At 42.5% G+C, this 18,305-nt stretch carries 15 protein-coding genes and 1 riboswitch; of the genes, 6 read left to right on the top strand and 9 right to left on the bottom strand.

Going from position 1 to position 18,305, the window contains the following annotated elements; genetic code table 11:
• Positions 1 to 6: 6 nt before the first annotated feature.
• Genes PR766_RS08070 through PR766_RS08060 form a run of 3 tightly spaced genes read left to right on the top strand, consistent with a single transcriptional unit; the run spans position 7 to position 3,996 of the window.
• The gene (locus PR766_RS08070) at positions 7 to 1,746 is read left to right on the top strand and encodes an ATP-binding cassette domain-containing protein (protein WP_154636182.1); all 1,740 of its coding nucleotides are present in this window, start codon (positions 7 to 9) and stop codon (positions 1,744 to 1,746) included.
• Positions 1,743 to 2,882: an ABC transporter permease gene (locus tag PR766_RS08065; RefSeq protein WP_006662284.1), complete on the top strand. Its 1,140-nt coding sequence runs from the start codon at positions 1,743 to 1,745 to the stop codon at positions 2,880 to 2,882. The genes PR766_RS08070 and PR766_RS08065 overlap by 4 nt, the downstream gene beginning before the upstream one ends.
• A gap of 7 nt (positions 2,883 to 2,889) precedes the next feature.
• A complete protein-coding gene (locus PR766_RS08060) occupies positions 2,890 to 3,996 on the top strand; it encodes an ABC transporter permease (protein ID WP_006662285.1) in 1,107 nt (368 codons plus the stop codon).
• A gap of 80 nt (positions 3,997 to 4,076) precedes the next feature.
• On the opposite strand, the gene PR766_RS08055 is transcribed toward PR766_RS08060, so the two are convergent.
• The 5 genes from PR766_RS08055 to moaA form a co-directional block, all read right to left on the bottom strand.
• Positions 4,077 to 4,784, bottom strand: a complete 708-nt coding sequence (locus PR766_RS08055; RefSeq protein ID WP_006660171.1) for a Bax inhibitor-1/YccA family protein — start codon at positions 4,782 to 4,784, stop codon at positions 4,077 to 4,079.
• A gap of 153 nt (positions 4,785 to 4,937) precedes the next feature.
• Positions 4,938 to 5,390, bottom strand: coding sequence for a molybdopterin synthase catalytic subunit MoaE (moaE, locus tag PR766_RS08050; RefSeq protein ID WP_006662286.1), 453 nt, complete (start codon positions 5,388 to 5,390; stop codon positions 4,938 to 4,940).
• A gap of 2 nt (positions 5,391 to 5,392) precedes the next feature.
• Positions 5,393 to 5,638 carry a molybdopterin synthase sulfur carrier subunit gene (gene moaD / locus PR766_RS08045; protein WP_006660173.1) on the bottom strand — a complete coding sequence of 82 codons (246 nt, stop codon included), beginning with the start codon at positions 5,636 to 5,638 and terminating at the stop codon, positions 5,393 to 5,395.
• Entirely contained in the window at positions 5,635 to 6,114 is a 480-nt protein-coding gene (gene moaC / locus PR766_RS08040) for a cyclic pyranopterin monophosphate synthase MoaC (protein ID WP_006660174.1), read from the bottom strand. Before moaC ends, moaD begins: the two co-directional genes overlap by 4 nt.
• Before the next feature lie 26 nt (positions 6,115 to 6,140).
• Positions 6,141 to 7,121: a GTP 3',8-cyclase MoaA gene (gene moaA / locus PR766_RS08035; protein ID WP_006660175.1), complete on the bottom strand. Its 981-nt coding sequence runs from the start codon at positions 7,119 to 7,121 to the stop codon at positions 6,141 to 6,143.
• Positions 7,111 to 7,247: riboswitch (molybdenum cofactor riboswitch) on the bottom strand. (Overlaps the previous gene by 11 nt.)
• A 402-nt stretch (positions 7,248 to 7,649) precedes the next feature.
• Here moaA and PR766_RS08030 point away from each other — a divergent pair.
• Both PR766_RS08030 and PR766_RS08025 read left to right on the top strand, forming a co-directional pair.
• Positions 7,650 to 8,480 carry an ADP-ribosyltransferase domain-containing protein gene (locus PR766_RS08030; RefSeq protein WP_154636183.1) on the top strand — a complete coding sequence of 277 codons (831 nt, stop codon included), beginning with the start codon at positions 7,650 to 7,652 and terminating at the stop codon, positions 8,478 to 8,480.
• A gap of 236 nt (positions 8,481 to 8,716) precedes the next feature.
• Positions 8,717 to 9,625: a gluconeogenesis factor YvcK family protein gene (locus PR766_RS08025; protein WP_006660177.1), complete on the top strand. Its 909-nt coding sequence runs from the start codon at positions 8,717 to 8,719 to the stop codon at positions 9,623 to 9,625.
• Between the two features lie 51 nt (positions 9,626 to 9,676).
• Here PR766_RS08025 and pgtA read toward each other — a convergent pair whose 3' ends face one another.
• Genes pgtA through PR766_RS08010 form a run of 3 tightly spaced genes read right to left on the bottom strand, consistent with a single transcriptional unit; the run spans position 9,677 to position 14,125 of the window.
• A complete protein-coding gene (gene pgtA / locus PR766_RS08020; RefSeq protein WP_154636184.1) occupies positions 9,677 to 10,924 on the bottom strand; it encodes a two-component system response regulator PgtA in 1,248 nt (415 codons plus the stop codon).
• Positions 10,917 to 12,923, bottom strand: coding sequence for a two-component system sensor histidine kinase PgtB (gene pgtB / locus PR766_RS08015; RefSeq protein WP_006660179.1), 2,007 nt, complete (start codon positions 12,921 to 12,923; stop codon positions 10,917 to 10,919). Before pgtB ends, pgtA begins: the two co-directional genes overlap by 8 nt.
• A complete protein-coding gene (locus PR766_RS08010) occupies positions 12,920 to 14,125 on the bottom strand; it encodes an ABC transporter substrate-binding protein (RefSeq protein ID WP_080626386.1) in 1,206 nt (401 codons plus the stop codon). Before PR766_RS08010 ends, pgtB begins: the two co-directional genes overlap by 4 nt.
• Before the next feature lie 423 nt (positions 14,126 to 14,548).
• Here PR766_RS08010 and pgtP point away from each other — a divergent pair, with 423 nt between their 5' ends.
• Complete coding sequence (pgtP, locus tag PR766_RS08005) at positions 14,549 to 15,928, top strand: phosphoglycerate transporter PgtP (RefSeq protein WP_154636185.1); 1,380 nt, start codon at positions 14,549 to 14,551, stop codon at positions 15,926 to 15,928.
• 69 nt (positions 15,929 to 15,997) lie between these two features.
• On the opposite strand, the gene uvrB is transcribed toward pgtP, so the two are convergent.
• Positions 15,998 to 18,016 (bottom strand): excinuclease ABC subunit UvrB, encoded by a 2,019-nt coding sequence (gene uvrB / locus PR766_RS08000; protein WP_006662290.1) that lies wholly within the window; start codon positions 18,014 to 18,016, stop codon positions 15,998 to 16,000.
• Between the last annotated feature and the right edge of the window lie 289 nt (positions 18,017 to 18,305).

Below are 18,305 nucleotides of genomic sequence, written 5' to 3'. Positions count from 1 at the left end.
CGCATTATGGCTCAGCAACATATCATTTCGTTAAATTGTGTTGAGAAACATTTTGCCGGACTGGATACCCCTGCCGTTGAAAGCTTAACGACTGAAATTCATGGTGGTTCAGTCACCGGATTAGTCGGGCCCGATGGCGCAGGCAAAACCACACTGATGCGTATGCTTGCTGGGTTACTTAAGCCAGATTCAGGGCAAATTAGTTTAATGGGGTTAGATCCTATCCGAGACAGCATTGAGGTACGAGCTAACCTCGGCTACATGCCGCAAAAATTTGGGTTATATGAAGATTTAACTGTTCAAGAGAACCTTGATTTATATGCAGATCTTCGAGGTGTCGTTGGTGAAGAGCGCCAACAAACCTATCAACAATTACTGACATTCACTAGCCTCGAACCTTTTACTCAGCGTCTTGCTGGTAAGCTGTCAGGGGGAATGAAACAAAAATTGGGGCTTGCCTGTACTCTATTAGGTAAACCCAAAGTGTTACTTTTGGATGAACCCGGCGTTGGTGTTGACCCTATTGCCAGACGAGAACTTTGGCAAATGGTGCACACCTTAGCAGATGAAGGTATGTTGATCCTTTGGAGTACCTCGTATCTGGACGAAGCAGAGCAATGCAAAGAAGTCCTTCTGCTCAACGAAGGCAAGCTACTCTATAGCGGAAAACCGGAGCAGCTGACGCAGAAGATGGTGGGTCGTTCATTTTTACTCGAAGTGCCCGCCCCCCAAAAACGTACCATTCTACAAAATGCATTAGTCTTGCCAGAAACCACAGATGGCGTAATTCAAGGGCGTTATATTCGATTAATTTTAAAACCCCAAGCCTCTCAACATAGCTTACTTCAAGCGTTGAAAATGGATCATCAAACGCTTATTGAAGCCGAGCCTCGCTTTGAAGATGCCTTTATTGATCTCTTAGGGGGCGGTCCATCCCATCGTTCCGAACTCGCGGCTATCGTGCCACAAATTCCGCCAGCACCTAATGAAACGGTGATAGAAGCTCGCAATCTAACCAAAAAATTTGGGGATTTCGCAGCCACTGATACTGTCAATTTCCAAGTCAAACGGGGAGAGATTTTTGGGCTATTGGGACCGAATGGTGCAGGTAAATCTACTACGTTTAAAATGATGTGTGGGCTCATGAAACCCACCGATGGGCAAGCATTAGTGCTTGGGATGGATTTAAAAACCAGCTCAAATAAAGCTCGCCAACATCTCGGGTATATGGCGCAAAAATTTTCCCTCTATGGCAACCTCAAGGTCGGGCAAAACTTAAAATTCTTCTCCGGTGTATACGGTCTACATCATAAACAGCAAACCACCAAAATGCAGGAAATGATCAACGCCTTTAATTTTACGCCAATTATTAGCCAAATTACCGACTCCTTACCCCTCGGTTATAAACAGCGACTCGCCCTCGCCTGCTCCTTGATGCATGAGCCAGATATTCTCTTTTTAGATGAACCCACTTCTGGTGTGGACCCGCTAACTCGCCGAGAATTTTGGTTACATATCAATGGGATGGTGGATAAAGGTGTGACCGTGATGGTCACAACCCACTTTATGGATGAGGCGGAATACTGTGACCGTATAGGACTCGTTTATCATGGTAAAATCATTGCAGCGGGCACACCCGATGAATTGAAGCAGCAAGTTGCTAGCACTAAAAACCCCAATCCTTCCATGGAAGATGCTTTTATTGAATTGATTTTTAACTACGATAAACAGCAGGAGGCGCAATGAGTACTACCGCTTCAGGTTTTTCATGGCGTCGGCTAAAAGCACTCTGCTGGAAAGAAAGCAAACAGATTGTTCGTGATCCCAGCAGCGCATTGATAGCCATTGTTATCCCGCTGATGCTGCTGTTTATTTTTGGTTATGGAATTAATCTCGACTCCAGTAAATTACGCGTTGGTATCTTGATGGATCAACAAAGCCAACCCGCTCGTGAATTAGTGGATACCTTTACAGGGTCGCCTTTTATTGATGCCACTATCAGTGATAACCGCAACTTATTGATTAATAAAATGCAGGCCGGAGAAATTCGCGGCATCGTGGTGATCCCCGTTAATTTTGCAGAGCAACTTTTGCGTCCCGATGGACATGCGGCAATTCAAGTGATTACCGATGGGAGCGAACCCAATACTGCCAATTTTGTTCAAGCCTATACCAAAGGGGTATGGCATACATGGCTTATCCAACAAGGTGAAAATCAAGGATACCCAACTGACCCACTGATCGAACTTAATATGCGCTATTGGTTTAATGAAGCGGCATTAAGCCAGCATTTTATTATTCCAGGCGCAATTAGTATTATCATGACTGTTGTCGGTGCGATATTAACGTCATTGGTTATTGCTCGAGAATGGGAGCGCGGTACGATGGAAGCGCTGCTTTCCACCCAAATTACCCGCACTGAGTTACTACTTTCTAAATTATTGCCTTACCAGCTTCTCGGCTCCTTTGTCATGGTGCTGTGTATGCTGGTGACAACCTTGATATTGGATATTCCGTATCGTGGCTCTTTATTAATTTTATTTGTGATCACCAGCTTATATTTAGCAACCGCGTTAGGCATGGGATTACTCATTTCTACTATTACTCGCAATCAATTTAATGCGGCAATGGTGGCACTAAATGCCGCGTTCTTACCTGCGATTATGCTTTCTGGATTTATTTTCGAAATCGATAGTATGCCGGTATTTATTCAAGTCGTGACCTATTTCATTCCGGCTCGCTACTTTGTGAGTAGCCTGCAAACCTTGTTTTTAGCGGGGGATATCTACTTGGTATTATTGACTGATTTCTTACTGCTGATTGCCTCAGCCATATTATTCATCGGCTTAACGGCGTTGAAAACGCGTCGTCGTTTGGATTGAGGTTCCTATGTTTTATCGCCTTTACACCTTAATTATGAAAGAGTTGCAATCGTTATTGCAGGAAAAACAGACACGTATTATTTTGATCATGCCTGTCATTTTCCAGATGATTCTCTTTCCGCTGGCAGCAACCTTAGAAGTCACGAATACCACCATTGCCATTTTTGACCAAGATAGCGGTGAGCACTCTATTGAACTCACCCAACGGCTAGCCAAAGCGAGTGCATTTTCTCATGTTCTTTTGCTAAAAAATGAAGCGGAGATCCGCGATACGATCAATAACCGTAAAGCCCTATTGGTCGTCCGTTTTAATCAAAATTTCAGTGCAGATATTGCCAGTCATCACACCGCCAATATGATGCTACTACTCGATGGTCGAAACTCAAATAGCGCGCAAATTGCCGCGAACTATATTGAGCAAATCGTCACGCAATACCAGCAGGAGCTCACGCAAACACAGCTGAAGCCCAATAATAGTGAGCTGATAGTCCGCAATTGGTATAACCCAAATCTAGATTATAAATGGTTTATCGTGCCATCGTTGGTCGCGCTGATTACGACGATTGGGGTTCTTATCGTAACCTCGCTGTCAATTGCGAGAGAGCGTGAACAAGGTACCCTAGATCAATTATTGGTTTCCCCTCTCACGACATGGCAAATCTTTATTGGTAAGGCAATCCCGGCTTTAGTCGTTGCCACCGCACAAGCTACCTTAGTGTTAGTGATTGGGATCTTTTGCTATAAAATCCCGTTTGCTGGTTCACTATTACTGTTCTACGGTACGATGATCTTTTATGGCTTATCGCTAGTGGGGTTTGGTTTGTTGATCTCTGCATTATGTTCGACACAGCAGCAAGCGTTCATCGGGGTATTTGTGTTTATGATGCCAGCAGTGTTGCTATCTGGTTATATCTCACCTGTCGAGAATATGCCTGTTTGGCTGCAAGACATTACATGGATTAACCCGATTCGCCATTTCACGGATATTACCAAGCAGATCTACCTCAAAGATGCCGACTTCTCGGTGATATTTCATAGCCTATGGCCACTTCTGATTATTTTCCTAGTCACCAGTACCCTAGCCTATTATCTATTTCGCAAAAAAATCGCGTAATAACCAGATAGAAGCCATAAAAAACCCCGCAACAACTGAGTTATTGCGGGGTTTCGTGTTTCAATCTGTTCAACTAACGATTAACGGCGATCACCAAAAATACGCAGTAACATTAAGAACAGGTTGATGAAGTCTAAGTACAGAGATAACGCACCCATAATTGAGTATTTACGCATATTTTCTCTGTCATCTTGGTTGATCTGCTCACCCATTTCTTTCAGTTTTTGAGTGTCATATGCTGTTAATGCAGCAAACAGTAACACCCCACCGTAAGTGATGACCCAGTACATCATTGAGCTTTGCAGCCAGATGTTAACCAGTGAAGCTACAACTAAACCAATCAGTGCCATAAACAGGAAGTTACCCATTCCTGTTAAGCTACGCTTCGTGGTGTAACCAAAGAAGCTCAGTGCACCAAACATAACGGCGGTAATGATAAAGGTACCTACAACAGATTCACCAGTATAAACCGCTAAAATCACAGAGATAGTGAGACCCGTTAGCAATGCGTACAGCATAAACATACCTGTCGCAATCGCACCGCTCATTTTAGGCAGTAAAAAAGACAACCCCATCACTAAACCAAGTTCAGCGATGATCATGCCGAAAAATAGCACTTTATTTGTAGCGATAGTAAAAAACAGGCCGCTGCTTAAGGAATACCAAGCAACAAAAGCCGTGAGCAATAATCCAACTGTCATCCAACCGTAGACTTGGGACATAAATGCCTGAACGCCAGTGCTGGCATTCTGGACAAGAGAATCATTACGTTGATCAAATTGACCCATGATGGTTACCCTTCCATTTTAAGTAAAATCGACCCAGCAAAACCACCAACAGAGTAATCCTTACTGTGATCGGACAAATTTGTTCCAAAGTTTATCACAATATTTTGACATTACCATTCGGCTTATTCGCATTTTCCGCATAACTATTTTGGATTACCAGCGGTTTGCTGATGCTTCATCACTCTCTTTAGCTTCAACCCAACGCTCGTTATCGGGAAGAGACTCTTTCTTCCAAAATGGTGCTTTCGTTTTTAGGTAGTCCATGATGAATTCAGCCGCTTGGAATGCGGCATTACGGTGTGCACTTGTCACCCCGACAAACACGATTTCTTCGCCCGGTTGTAAAGTGCCGATACGATGAATAACACTGACTCGCTGTAATGGCCAACGCTCTCTAGATTGCATCACTATGTCAGATAATGCTTTTTCTGTCATACCGGGGTAGTGCTCAAGCGTAAGAGCGGCAACGCTATCCCCTAAATTATGATTACGTACTTTTCCGGTAAACGTGACAACCGCGCCATCACTATCACATTGAGCTAGCCATGAATATTGCTCGCCCACACTGAAATTTTCGGTTTGTACTGCAATATGGGTGTTATTCATGCTTAGCCTCCAGTGACAGGCGGGAAAAAGGCGACTTCATCACCAGCCGTGAGCGGGTGGTCAGCTGAAACAAACGATTGATTAACAGCGGCTAACAATTTGCCATCTTCCAGTGCCAGAGCCCAACGTTCGCCCTTTTGTGATAATGCTTGGCGCAGTGCTTCAACGGTTGGGTAATCTGCGGATAACACTAAACGGTCAGTACCAACTAACTCGCGAACTTGAGCAAAAAAGAGGACAGTAATCATACTTCCACCTTAAAATGACCTGATTTTCCACCGGTTTTTTCTAATAAACGTACCGGACCAATCACCATATCTTTTTGCACCGCTTTGCACATGTCATAGATGGTTAACGCAGCAACTGATGCCGCCGTCAAAGCCTCCATTTCTACCCCTGTTTTCCCTGTTAGACGACAACAGGTTTCGATGCGTACACGATTATGCTCTGGTTCCGCTTCAAGAGTGACTTCAACTTTTGTCAGTAACAAAGGGTGACACAGTGGGATTAACTGCCATGTGTTTTTTGCTGCTTGGATCCCTGCAATACGTGCTGTTGCGAACACATCACCTTTATGGTGACTACCCTCCACAATCATCGCTAATGTTTCTGGGTTCATGGTCACAAACGCTTCTGCGCGCGCTTCTCGGACAGTTTCAGCTTTTGCTGATACATCAACCATATGCGCCTCGCCCGACGCATTAAGGTGGGTCAGTTGGGACATAATTACTCCTGAAAATCAAAAAATTATTAACCGCCAATAACGGAAAGATTTGGGGTGATCCCGCTGTCGCCTTGGTGAAGAAAATGGGTTTCGCGCTTAGACATTAAACCACTTTGGATGCGCGCTTTCAGGGCTTCATTCTGGTTTTCATCACCCAGTAAATCACGCAATGGAATCCCATTTTCACCAAATAAGCACAGATGCAGATTGCCCAAAGAAGAAACTCTTAAACGGTTACAACTTTGGCAGAAATCCTTCTCATACGGCATGATCAGCCCGATTTCCCCTTGATAGTCAGGGTGGCTAAAGACTTGGGCGGGACCATCACTACGAGAACGAGGCTGCATATACCAACCTTCTGCAATAAGACGATCACGAACGGTTTCACCAGATACATGGTAACGTTGGAATAGACTGCTCCCTTCCCCGGTCTCCATGAGTTCAATAAAACGTAATTGAATTGGACGATGTTTGATCCAATTTAAGAATGACTTGAGGGCGATATCATTGACATTTTTCATCAAGACCGCGTTGACTTTGACTTTGTCAAAACCGGCATCAAATGCAGCATCGATACCTTTCATCACTTGGAAGAATTTGTCTTGTCCAGTGATCGCTGCAAATTGGCGAGGATCAAGGCTATCAACACTCACATTCACCGCATTTAAACCCGCATCACGCCATGCTTGCACATCTCTCGCCATGCGATAGCCATTGGTTGTTACCGCGATTTTTTTGATCGAATCATTTTCTTTAATCGCCGCAATAATGTCAGTGAAATCTTTACGCATTGTGGGCTCGCCACCAGTAATACGCACTTTTTCTGTGCCAAGTTCGGCAAAAGCGCGGCTCACTCGACGAATTTCATCCAGTGTTAAGAATTCGTGGCGACCACTTGGTTTGTAACCATCAGGCAGGCAATATGTGCAACGGAAGTTGCAAACATCGGTTATAGATAAACGAAGATAGTAAAATTTTCGGTCAAATTGATCGACAAGTTGCTGCATATTCACACCTTTCCAAATACGGGAGATGCAGACATTTCTATCTCGCACCCTGGTGACTCAAGGCCACGGCCAGAACATCATATTCATCAGGAACTTAGACGCAAAGGCTAGGAGTTTTATCGGGAACCCAGTCTGTAGATAAAGTCCAAATCGTTAAGACGATTATCGTCACTTGGTTCACTTATTTTCTGTAAGGATTTTAGCCCATTGCAAACCAAAAAGCGAACCAAAATACGATATATAACTTAATATACAACGACTTATGGAAGCAGTAACTAATTTCAGAAGTCCTTATTATTATAGATAATTTTCTCTTCTTCCTATGCTAAAACCTAAATTCATCTGTCAAATCTTCGTCAAAATGAGGTTAATTCTATGCACATTGTTTGTTGTAGATCAGTTTTATACCGCGCTTTTTGATAGATAAAACCAAGAACCCAGAAATATGATGCTGCGAGTTATTACATCACGGCATTTCCATCTGGTAATATAAAGAATAATTTTAAATGACATGCTAGAGGATAAAACATGTATTTAAATTCAGCGAATTCAAAAAATAATAATCCATATTATTTTACAACAAATAATACCCAGCTAATTTCTATTTATGAAAAACAACATCTCAATTATCTTGATAAAATGATGACCAATGAAAATATTTCATCTCATATTCCTTATTATACTGATGGGCTTAATCAATTAAACCAACATTACACTAAGGAATATTTAGATAATGAAACAGCACTTGATATTCATGACCAAATTCGACTATTTAATAATACGCATTCCTTTAACAATATGCATTTTGTAGATTGGTTTGCTCTACAGGACTATAAACATGCTGGGTATGTCAAAATTAATCAAACATTGCGGGATAATCTACACAACGCCACTCACTATCCAGCAGAAATAAAACAGCTTTATTTAACCTTAATGCATCAAATATTATTGCAATCTATTCCACTTAAACATGAAGAAATCCTCTACCGAGGAGAAGTTCGTGATATTAACTTCACTCATAGGCTCAATAAAGGCGATGTAATAAAATCTCATGCATTTTGGAGTACATCAAAAAATAAAGAGACCGCCAATAGTTTTTGTGATGATGCGAATAGTTTAACAAATGATGAATTTAATATTTTCTACGTTATTGAGAATAATAGCCCTTATTCAAGCGCCAGTATTAGTCAAATTCTGCGCGATAGTGAAAATGAGTTTTTATTTTTACCACAAACTGAATTTAACGTTATCGATACCTACCGTGATGAGAAAAATAACATTTTCAATGTACGATTAGAAACTGTCCCAACCACTGAATATGCGCTTACCGAAAAAATTCATCAGATTATTTTTTCTTAATTATCTTAATTAGAAGGCATATCAATTTCTCTTGTATGATTCTGTTTCCACGCCTTATTCGTCCATTTCACTTAGCTCTTTACACAATAAATTTGTGATACCGATCGAGAATATTCTCTTTTATTGTTTTTTATCACGGTAAGTAAACTTCAAATGATGTTTTATGATAAATTAGCGCCAATTTTGTTTTAGCGCTGATTCTAGAAACATAGATTGATAGTTTAAATAGGAACACTATGCCAAACCGTAGTTTGACAAATCTTAATCACGTCGTCGCCCTCGGGGGTGGACATGGACTTGGTCGAGTGATGTCTTCTCTTTCATCTTTAGGCTCTCGTTTGACTGGCATCGTCACCACTACCGATAATGGTGGTTCTACCGGTCGTATTCGCCGTTCAGAAGGCGGAATCGCTTGGGGCGATATGCGTAACTGCTTGAACCAGCTGATTACCGAACCCTCTATTGCATCCAAGATGTTTGAATATCGATTTGCAGGAACAGGAGAATTATCAGGGCATAATCTTGGCAACCTGATGTTAAAATCACTGGATCATTTAAGTGTTCGTCCACTCGAAGCCATCAATCTAATTCGTAATATGTTAAAGGTGGATGCGCAGTTAATCCCGATGTCTGAATCTCCCGTCGACCTGATGGCAATTGATGATATGGGTAATGAAGTCTACGGTGAAGTTAACGTTGATGCTCTCGCCGAGTTACCGAAAGAATTACGCCTGTATCCGCCTGTAAAAGCCACTTCCGAAGCCCTTGATGCTATCCATCAAGCAGATTTGATTTTCATTGGTCCGGGCAGTTTTTTTACCAGCCTAATGCCTCTTTTGTTACTCGATGATATTGCTTGTGCACTGAAAGAAAGCCAAGCACCTATGGTGTACATCGGGAATTTAGGGAAGGAAATCAGTACGTCAGCAGCTAGCCTCACACTTCCCGAAAAACTCGTGATGATGGAACAGTATATTGGGCGCAAAAAAATCGATGCGGTCATTGTTGGACCCCGTACTGATGTGAGTACAATCATCCAAGAACGCAAGGTCACTCAACGTGTTTTAGAAGCAGACGATATTCCTTATCGCCATGACCGAAACCTGCTATTAAAGGCGATTGAAGAAACCATTCCTCTTTTGTAATACATTGAATATGAAGTTACAGGTTAATACCTGTAGCTTCATTAGCTCATCTTACGTTCGGTAATGATGCTTATCCAATCCATACTTTTTCATCCGTAAATACAATTTTTTACGCGGCATTTGCAAATATTCCGAAACATCATTAATTCGCCCTTGATGAATATTTAGTGCTTCCGTAATAATTTGGCGCTCATAGTTTTCAATTTGCTGATCTAATGCTGTCGGTGCTACCGATGTTAATAATGGGTTTGCCGTTTCCCCCATAGGCATAATACCTACCGCGTACAACTCTGCGGCATTCGCTAATTCAGTGACATTTCCAGGCCAATGACGACGACTGAGTTTTTTCATAAAGGATTCATCTAATTCAGGCAAATCTTGATTCAATCGTATGCAGGCAAGCTCTAAATAATGCTGGAACAAAACGGGAATATCCGCTTTACGCTGAGATAACGGTAAACAATTCACTTGAGTTAACGAAAAATAATAGTAGAGCTCAGCAATAATTTGCTGCTGCTTAGCTAAAATAAGCAATGGCTGCTCAGAAATACCAATTAAACGAAATCCCCGCGGGTCTTGCTGCAAATGTTGAACAAGATAACGTTGCTGATTAACCGGAAGTAACTCAATATTTTTAATCACCAAGGTGCCTGATTGAGCCTCTTTCACCCACATTTCTACTGGAGCTTCTTGGTCGCTAAGAAGTGTTTTGATGACTAAAGGCGCTTGTTGATGCGTACTGATTTGATGCAAGTAACGCGCCAAATAAGTGCGACCACTGCCCAATTCCCCTTGAAAAAAAACGGCGGCAAGTGTTTCAGATAATCCTTGAAGCTGCCCACGAATCTGCTGTGACCACTCACTAATTCCCACAAAGTTAAGCTGCCATTGATTTTTTCCCCAGCGACGTTGCAGTACCCGCTGCTTACGCGCCGCCAATGCTTTTGAAACTTGCTCTAACAGATACTCTGGATTAACCGGCTTTTGTAAAAAATCCCATGCTCCCATTTTGACGGCTTCAACCGCCATCGGGACATCCCCATGACCCGTAATCAACACCATGGGAAGATGTTTATCTTTTGACAAAAACAACGACATGAGCTCGATCCCCGAACATTCGGGCATACACACATCACTGAGCACAATACCGCACCAGTCTCGGTGAACTAACTCTTTTGCCGTTAATGGATTATCGCAAGCATAAACTCGATACCCAGCTTGAGCGAGTAATAGACAGTACGCTTCCAATACATCCTTATCATCATCAATCAGCAATATGTCATGGTTATCATCAAGCATCTTCAAGTACCTTCTTAAATTCTAAAATTACACATCCATTTCCGCGCAATGTTGAAGCGATACGCAGCTCACCACCAATTTGTTGCATAATCGATTGGCTGATAGATAGCCCCACCCCAAGACCGATTTCCTTACTTGTGGTAAAAGGCTTCATTAACGTATCAGCTAAATGTAATGGCCACCCGCCCCCGTTATCACATAACGTCAGCGTCAGTTTGTCGGCAGCTTCACTGTAATCAATGGTGATTTCTGCGTTCTGCGGACTCGCATCAAGGGCGTTCGATAACAAATTCACCAGCACTTGCTGAATACCGATCTCATCTCCTAAGACTTGAGGTAAAACATCAGGGTAACTCAGCATAACCTTACGCGTTTTATGTTGTAAACGCAGGACGTCCCAAGCACTTTGAATAGATTGGCGTAAGCTGATAGGTTGTAGCTGTTCGTTATCATCACGTTTACGGGCAAATTGACGAAGAGAACGCACGATGCCATCCATGCGCGCAACCAGCTGCTCCGATTTATTTAGCGCCATTAATGTGGCTTCACACTCTTGTTCTGGCAACCCTTTCTTCGCCATAAATAAATGCATAGAGAGTGCATTCAAAGGTTGGTTAATTTCATGGGCTAATGTGGTCATTGTCTGCCCGACAACGGCGAGTTTTGCCGTTTGAATCAATTCATTTTGTGTTGTCCGTAAGTTTTTCTCAATTGCCTTACGCTCTGCAATCTCTTGCTCTAATTGATTTTTTTGTTGATTTATTTGCGCAATACTGCGCTGTAATAATGTGCCTATCCGCCCTAATTCGTCACGTCCTTCTACAGGGATCGTGGTCGTAAGATCCCCGATACTGATCCGAGCAACCGCTTGGTTTAATGCCGTAAAACGTTTCACTAATCGAGGGCGAATAAACAACATATTGAACAACAACACTAAGAGTAAGGCTAACCCTGCGGTGATAATGATAATCGTGCCACTCCACGACATAATATTCGCTAAACGCTGGTTTAATGTCTGCAACTGGAAGTGGCTACTGCCTAGCTGTACATCAAGTTGGTTGCGAAAACTTGCCAAGATACGCTCTTTCTCCTTCGTCACTTCACTGAGCGCTATCTTCGCCGTCTGGTAGTTTTGCAGCACCTCCAACATTTGATTGTCAGAAAGTCCGATATCCAATAGCTCATCAATCGTTTGGCGTAGCGTGACTGAACTTGGGTATAAACTCAACGCTTCTTCATTTGCCGATAAGTTGGTTTTTAAATAGCCTAAATAACGTGCGTATCCACCAACATCAACAGGGTCATCGAGGGAACTATCGCCTTGAATATCTTTTAAGCGCCCAGTCAAAATATTCGTGATCTGCTCTTCTAAACGCGCCAGCGTATAAATTAATTGCAGTTCACCTTGAACATTACGTAATCGACTTTGTAATCCCTTCGCTTGGCGAGGATCTTGCTCAATTTTATCCAACAAAGAACCTTGCTGTAGGCTGATATCTTGGGATAACGAGTTTAATTCGGTATTAAAATCATCATGTAGCCAGTTGATCCGTGCAGAGAGTGTGTTGGTCTTTTCTCGTGCTAAAAACAGGGTATAAAGCGCTTTATCCAGCCGCTGTAATAGATCCTGACTTTGCGACAAAATCATGGCTATCTGCTGCTGGTCTTGCCCATTTAACTGTTGATTAAACGCTTCGATTTGCGATAGATGGGCGGTAATTTGATTGCGTAGTTGTAATCGCGTGGCGGTATTCGGCGCTTTTAAAAATTCATTTAACTCATTCACTAATGTATTCAGCTGCCCTTCAATCAAAAATGAAGCCTGCATTTTGGGAAAATAGTCCCCAAGCGCATAACGAATCTGTTTATTTTGCTCTTGCCATGCATACAGGCTGACGCAGCTCACAATCACCGTCATTAATGCGCCAGTGATAAATGCCCCGCGTAAAATGGCAGTGATACTAAAGCGTCCCATCAAACTACTTATCGATATTTTCATTTGATAGCTTCCAACTCGCTAATTGCTTGGCGCTGCTGTTCCTGAAAAAAGCGCTGCCAGCGCATATACTCTTCTTCCGCTTTACGGCTATCTTCAAAACGCGAGTAATAAGCCGGATCTTCACTCTCCTTAGCACTGACAGGCATTGCAGTCAGTAAAGCCCGCACGTCGGGTAACGGACGCTTTAATTTAGCTTCCGCCATATACACCGCACGCCATGCATCTTTGGATTCCGTTAAACGGAATGTAATCGCTGCATCAAATAATTGCTGAACTAACCGTTGACGCTGCAACACTAAGTGGACATCTAATGGTTTAGGAGAATCTAACAACTTGCTCTGTTGTACTTTCCGAGGGTTATTATTCTCAAGCGGTGTGACTGGATATTTTCCTGTGCTGCTGTCTGCAAAAATTTTTTGCCCTTGTTCACTGAGTAAAAAATCAATCAGTTGACGTGACTTTTCAGGCGTCAAACTATGGCGAGTGATCGCAATAAATGTCGGGGATGTTGCAGAATCAGGAAGATAATGAAATTCAAGTTCAGGATCGGACAGCAACACATTCGCGTAATTATCAATAATCGGGGCCGCACCACCAAGCCCAACTTTTATTTTATCGGCAACACCAAAACTGCGGGAGGATACGGTAGCTAAGTTTCCCGACATGCCAAGCAAAATGTGCCATCCATCTTCCCATCCTCGCTGCTGTAATAGCGATTCAATCATTAAGTGGTAAGTATCCGAACGAGATGGGCTACTGATCAACAATGAACCTTGATACTGACTATTGGTAAGGTCATCCCATGTCTTTGGAATAGGTAACTGATTTTGCTCCATCCATTTACGGTTAGTCAAAATGCCATATCCGGAGAATGCAACCGCAGCAACCGAGCCTCTTAATGATGATGGAATTAAACGCTGTGAGTATTCGGGGATCTCAGGTAGTGCACTCAATCGATTATGCTGCTGTAAATGATGCATTAGCATCGGTGATGACGTCAGTATTAAGTCGACATTCTCCAACGCTTCCGTGTCCAGTAAACGCTCTAATGAGGCACTTGTACGGTTAATGGTGCGAATGGGTATTGCATCTGCTCGCGCATTCCAATTTGTGACAATAGCCTGTGTCGCTTCAGGTGAAAATGTCGTTGCTATCACTAACTCATCACTTTTCGCATAACTATTTCCCATGCCATTGAGCATCACGATGAACAAACACAGCGAAGTTATCAGTGGACGAATTTGTATTATTAATCTCATTAGAGTAGTCATCCCCTGGGTAGATGTGATTCATATCAAAGAAAGTAACAATAGTTCGAGTTTGCCAAAAATCGCATTTGAGACAAATTTTACCCTTTTCGGATTTATAGGCTCATCGCAACACATACCCGCTTTATTCTCATTGTTAGGCGATTAAATCAACCTTTAGTTGTTCATTTTTTGAAATGCATTCTCGTTAATTTTCGAATGAGTCAAATTGACGCATAACTATGCAAAATTGGGTCAATTTTGACCCAAATCCTTCATATTGCGATATTTTTTCAACAAGAACATGATGACCCTGTCAGAAATAAAACGACAAAAACATCAGGGAATTTCTTTTTACTTTATTTCACAGGTGAACCTATGCTGTCATTTTTAAAGCCAGCCACGGCAAAAAAACAAATTGCACCAGAAAAAGTTCCTACTACCTATAAACGTTATCGGGTACAAGCTCTGCTCAGCGTTTTCTTAGGTTATTTAGCTTATTACATTGTTCGTAATAACTTCACGCTCTCTACCCCTTATTTAAAAGAAAACTTAGATTTAAGTACGACACAAATTGGTCTATTAACCAGCTGTATGCTGATTGCTTATGGGATCAGTAAAGGGGTGATGAGTAGCCTTGCAGACAAAGCGAGCCCAAAAGCGTTCATGGCTTTCGGTTTGATCTTATGCGCTATCGTCAACTTCGGAATGGGATTCAGTAATGCCTTTTGGTTATTTGCTGGGTTTGTTGTCCTCAATGGGATGTTCCAAGGTATGGGGGTTGGACCTTCATTTATCACCATCGCTAACTGGTTCCCTCGTCGTGAGCGTGGACGTATTGGCGCATTTTGGAATATTTCTCATAACGTCGGTGGCGGTATTGTTGCCCCAATCGTCGGTGCCGCATTTGCGGTATTAGGAACAGAGCACTGGCAAAGCGCCAGCTACATGGTACCTGCATGCATTGCCGTTCTGTTTGCTGCTGTCGTATTAGTATTAGGTAAAGGCTCACCAAAACAAGAGGGTTTACCCGCACTTGACCAAATGATGCCAGAAGAAAAAGTCATTCTGACCTCTGCCCAGAAAGAGAAATCACCAGAGAACATGAGTGCATTCCAAATCTTCTGCACTTACGTACTAAAAAACAAGAATGCTTGGTATATCTCCTTTGTTGACGTATTTGTGTATATGGTACGTTTCGGTGTGATCAGCTGGTTACCTATCTATTTACTGACAGAGAAGAACTTCTCCAAAGATCAAATGAGTGTGGCGTTTTTATTCTTCGAATGGGCAGCTATTCCATCCACTTTATTAGCGGGTTGGTTAACAGACAAGCTATTCAAAGGCCGTAGAATGCCATTAGCTATCGTTTGTATGACGCTGATTTTCTTCTGCCTTATTGGTTACTGGCAGAGCCAATCATTAGCTGTCGTGACATTTTTTGCGGCTGTTGTTGGTTGCTTAATCTATGTACCTCAATTTCTCGCATCGGTTCAAACCATGGAAATTGTCCCAAGCTTTGCTGTCGGTTCAGCGGTAGGGTTACGTGGCTTCATGAGCTATATTCTTGGCGCAACATTGGGAACAAGCCTGTTTGGTTTCGTAGTTGACCGTATGGGTTGGCATGCAGGCTTCTATTTACTGCTAGGTGGAATCGTCTGCTGCATTATTTTCTGTGTATTGTCACACTTGGGCGCGCTTGAACTTGAGCGTAATCGCCAAGAAGTGTTAACCAATGGTCAATTAGCTAACGCGTAATCCCAGTCAGTAATGAATAAGGCAGCCCTCAGCAAAATACTGAGCGCTGCCTTTACAATTTATTGTTAATTACGAATTGGCGATAAATTGGTTACGTAGCATTTGTAATTCATCACGCACCCGTGCAGCTGCCTCGAATTCCAAATCTTGCGCATGCTTATACATTTGCGATTCTAATTGAGAAATACGCTGTTCCAACTCTTTGGTTGACATGGATTGCACATTCAGTGCAGATTCATCTTTAATACTTTCTTTACTGCGTCCCTTGCCTTTACCACCCACTTTATGACCAATTTGTAGGATATCCCCTACTTTCTTATTTAAGCCTTGAGGAATAATGCCGTGAGCTTCGTTAAACGCCATCTGTTTCGCGCGACGTCGTTCAGTTTCGGCAATGGCTTTCCCCATCGAGTTAGTGATTCTGTCTCCATACAGAATCGCTTTACCATTCAAGTTACGTGCCGCACGACCAATGGTTTGAATCAATGAACGCTCTGAACGTAAGAAGCCTTCTTTGTCTGCATCAAGAATCGCAACCAGCGAAACTTCAGGCATATCCAAACCTTCTCGCAGTAAGTTGATTCCCACTAGCACATCAAATTCGCCAAGACGCAAATCACGAATAATTTCGACACGCTCGACGGTATCAATATCCGAGTGCAAGTAACGTACACGCTCCCCATGCTCTTCTAAATATTCAGTAAGATCTTCCGCCATTCGTTTGGTTAATGTGGTCACCAATACGCGTTCCTGTTTTTGGACACGAATACGAATTTCAGACAGTAAATCATCCACTTGAGTCGCTACTGGGCGCACTTCAATAAGAGGGTCAAGGAGTCCTGTTGGTCTCACTACCTGCTCAATGACTTCCTGCCCTGATTTATCCAACTCATAGTTACCAGGCGTTGCAGAGACATAGATAGTTTGCGGCGCCAAAGCTTCAAACTCTTCAAAGCGCATAGGACGGTTATCTAACGCGGAGGGAAGTCGGAAACCGTATTCTACTAATGTTTCTTTACGCGACCGGTCCCCTTTGTACATAGCGCCTATTTGCGGAATAGTCACATGGGACTCATCCACCACCAATAAACCATCCGCGGGTAAATAGTCAAATAATGTCGGAGGTGGTTCACCTGGTGCTCGACCCGATAAATAACGTGAGTAGTTTTCAATTCCCGAGCAATACCCCAGCTCACTCATCATTTCTAAATCAAACTGAGTTCGCTGAGTAATTCGCTGTTCTTCTAATAATTTATTATTTTCTAACAGCACTCTGCGCCTGTCCGCTAGCTCAACCTTGATATTCTCCATCGCTTCCAGAATACGCTCTCTTGGCGTTACATAGTGCGTTTTAGGGTATACGGTAAAACGAGGAACACGATGTTGAATCGCCCCTGTTAATGGGTCAAATAGCGATAAACGCTCGACTTCTTCATCAAAGAGCTCAACTCGCAGTGCATATTCATCGGATTCAGCAGGGAAAATATCAATCACTTCACCGCGAACTCGGAATGTTCCTCGCGTAAACGCTTGGTCATTGCGGGTATATTGCAGGTCAGCAAGGCGGCGCAAAATAGAACGTTGGTCGATAATCATGCCATCAGTCAGATGCAGCATCATTTTCAAGTAGCTATCGGGGTCACCCAATCCATAAATTGCCGACACCGATGCCACAACAATGACATCACGACGTTCAAGCAAGGCTTTTGTTGCAGACAAACGCATTTGTTCAATATGTTCGTTTACTGAAGCATCTTTTTCAATAAAGGTATCTGAGCTGGGGACATAGGCTTCTGGTTGATAATAATCGTAATAAGAAACGAAATATTCCACTGCATTTTCAGGGAAGAAGGCTTTCATTTCGCTATATAGCTGCGCTGCCAATGTTTTATTATGCGCCATCAACATGGTTGGGCGATTTTCTTGAGCGATAACATTAGCAATCGTAAACGTTTTACCTGACCCCGTAACCCCTAGTAAGGTTTGATGAGCAAGTCCATCTTCTAACCCTTCTCTTAATTTACGAATCGCCTCGGGCTGATCACCCGCAGGCTGGAAATCAGAATACAGTTTAAAATCCTTGCTCATAGTTATGCCTCTTTAATAATCTCTTGCCTATGATACTGGATAAAAAACCAGCTTCAAGTGCTGAAGATAAATTTCCTTTTTATGAGGTTGAAATCTATTTACGAAAATGTTATCCCCAAAATAAAACTTGACCTTTTTAAAACCAGATATTTTATGCTTTTGGGTTTTTTAGCTTTAACGCAAATCTAAACAGAACGCTTGATTTTACTTAATTATTTGTATTTAAAAGAAATTTCATAAAAGCCCAGAATCACATCAAATAAAGGCAAAGCCGCTTGTCACCTAGCAT

Source organism: Providencia sp. PROV208 (assembly GCF_028479465.1).
Taxonomy (GTDB): domain Bacteria; phylum Pseudomonadota; class Gammaproteobacteria; order Enterobacterales; family Enterobacteriaceae; genus Providencia; species Providencia alcalifaciens.
The sequence above is the reverse complement of the archived record's forward strand: the minus strand, read 5'-3'. Positions and strand labels throughout refer to the sequence as shown.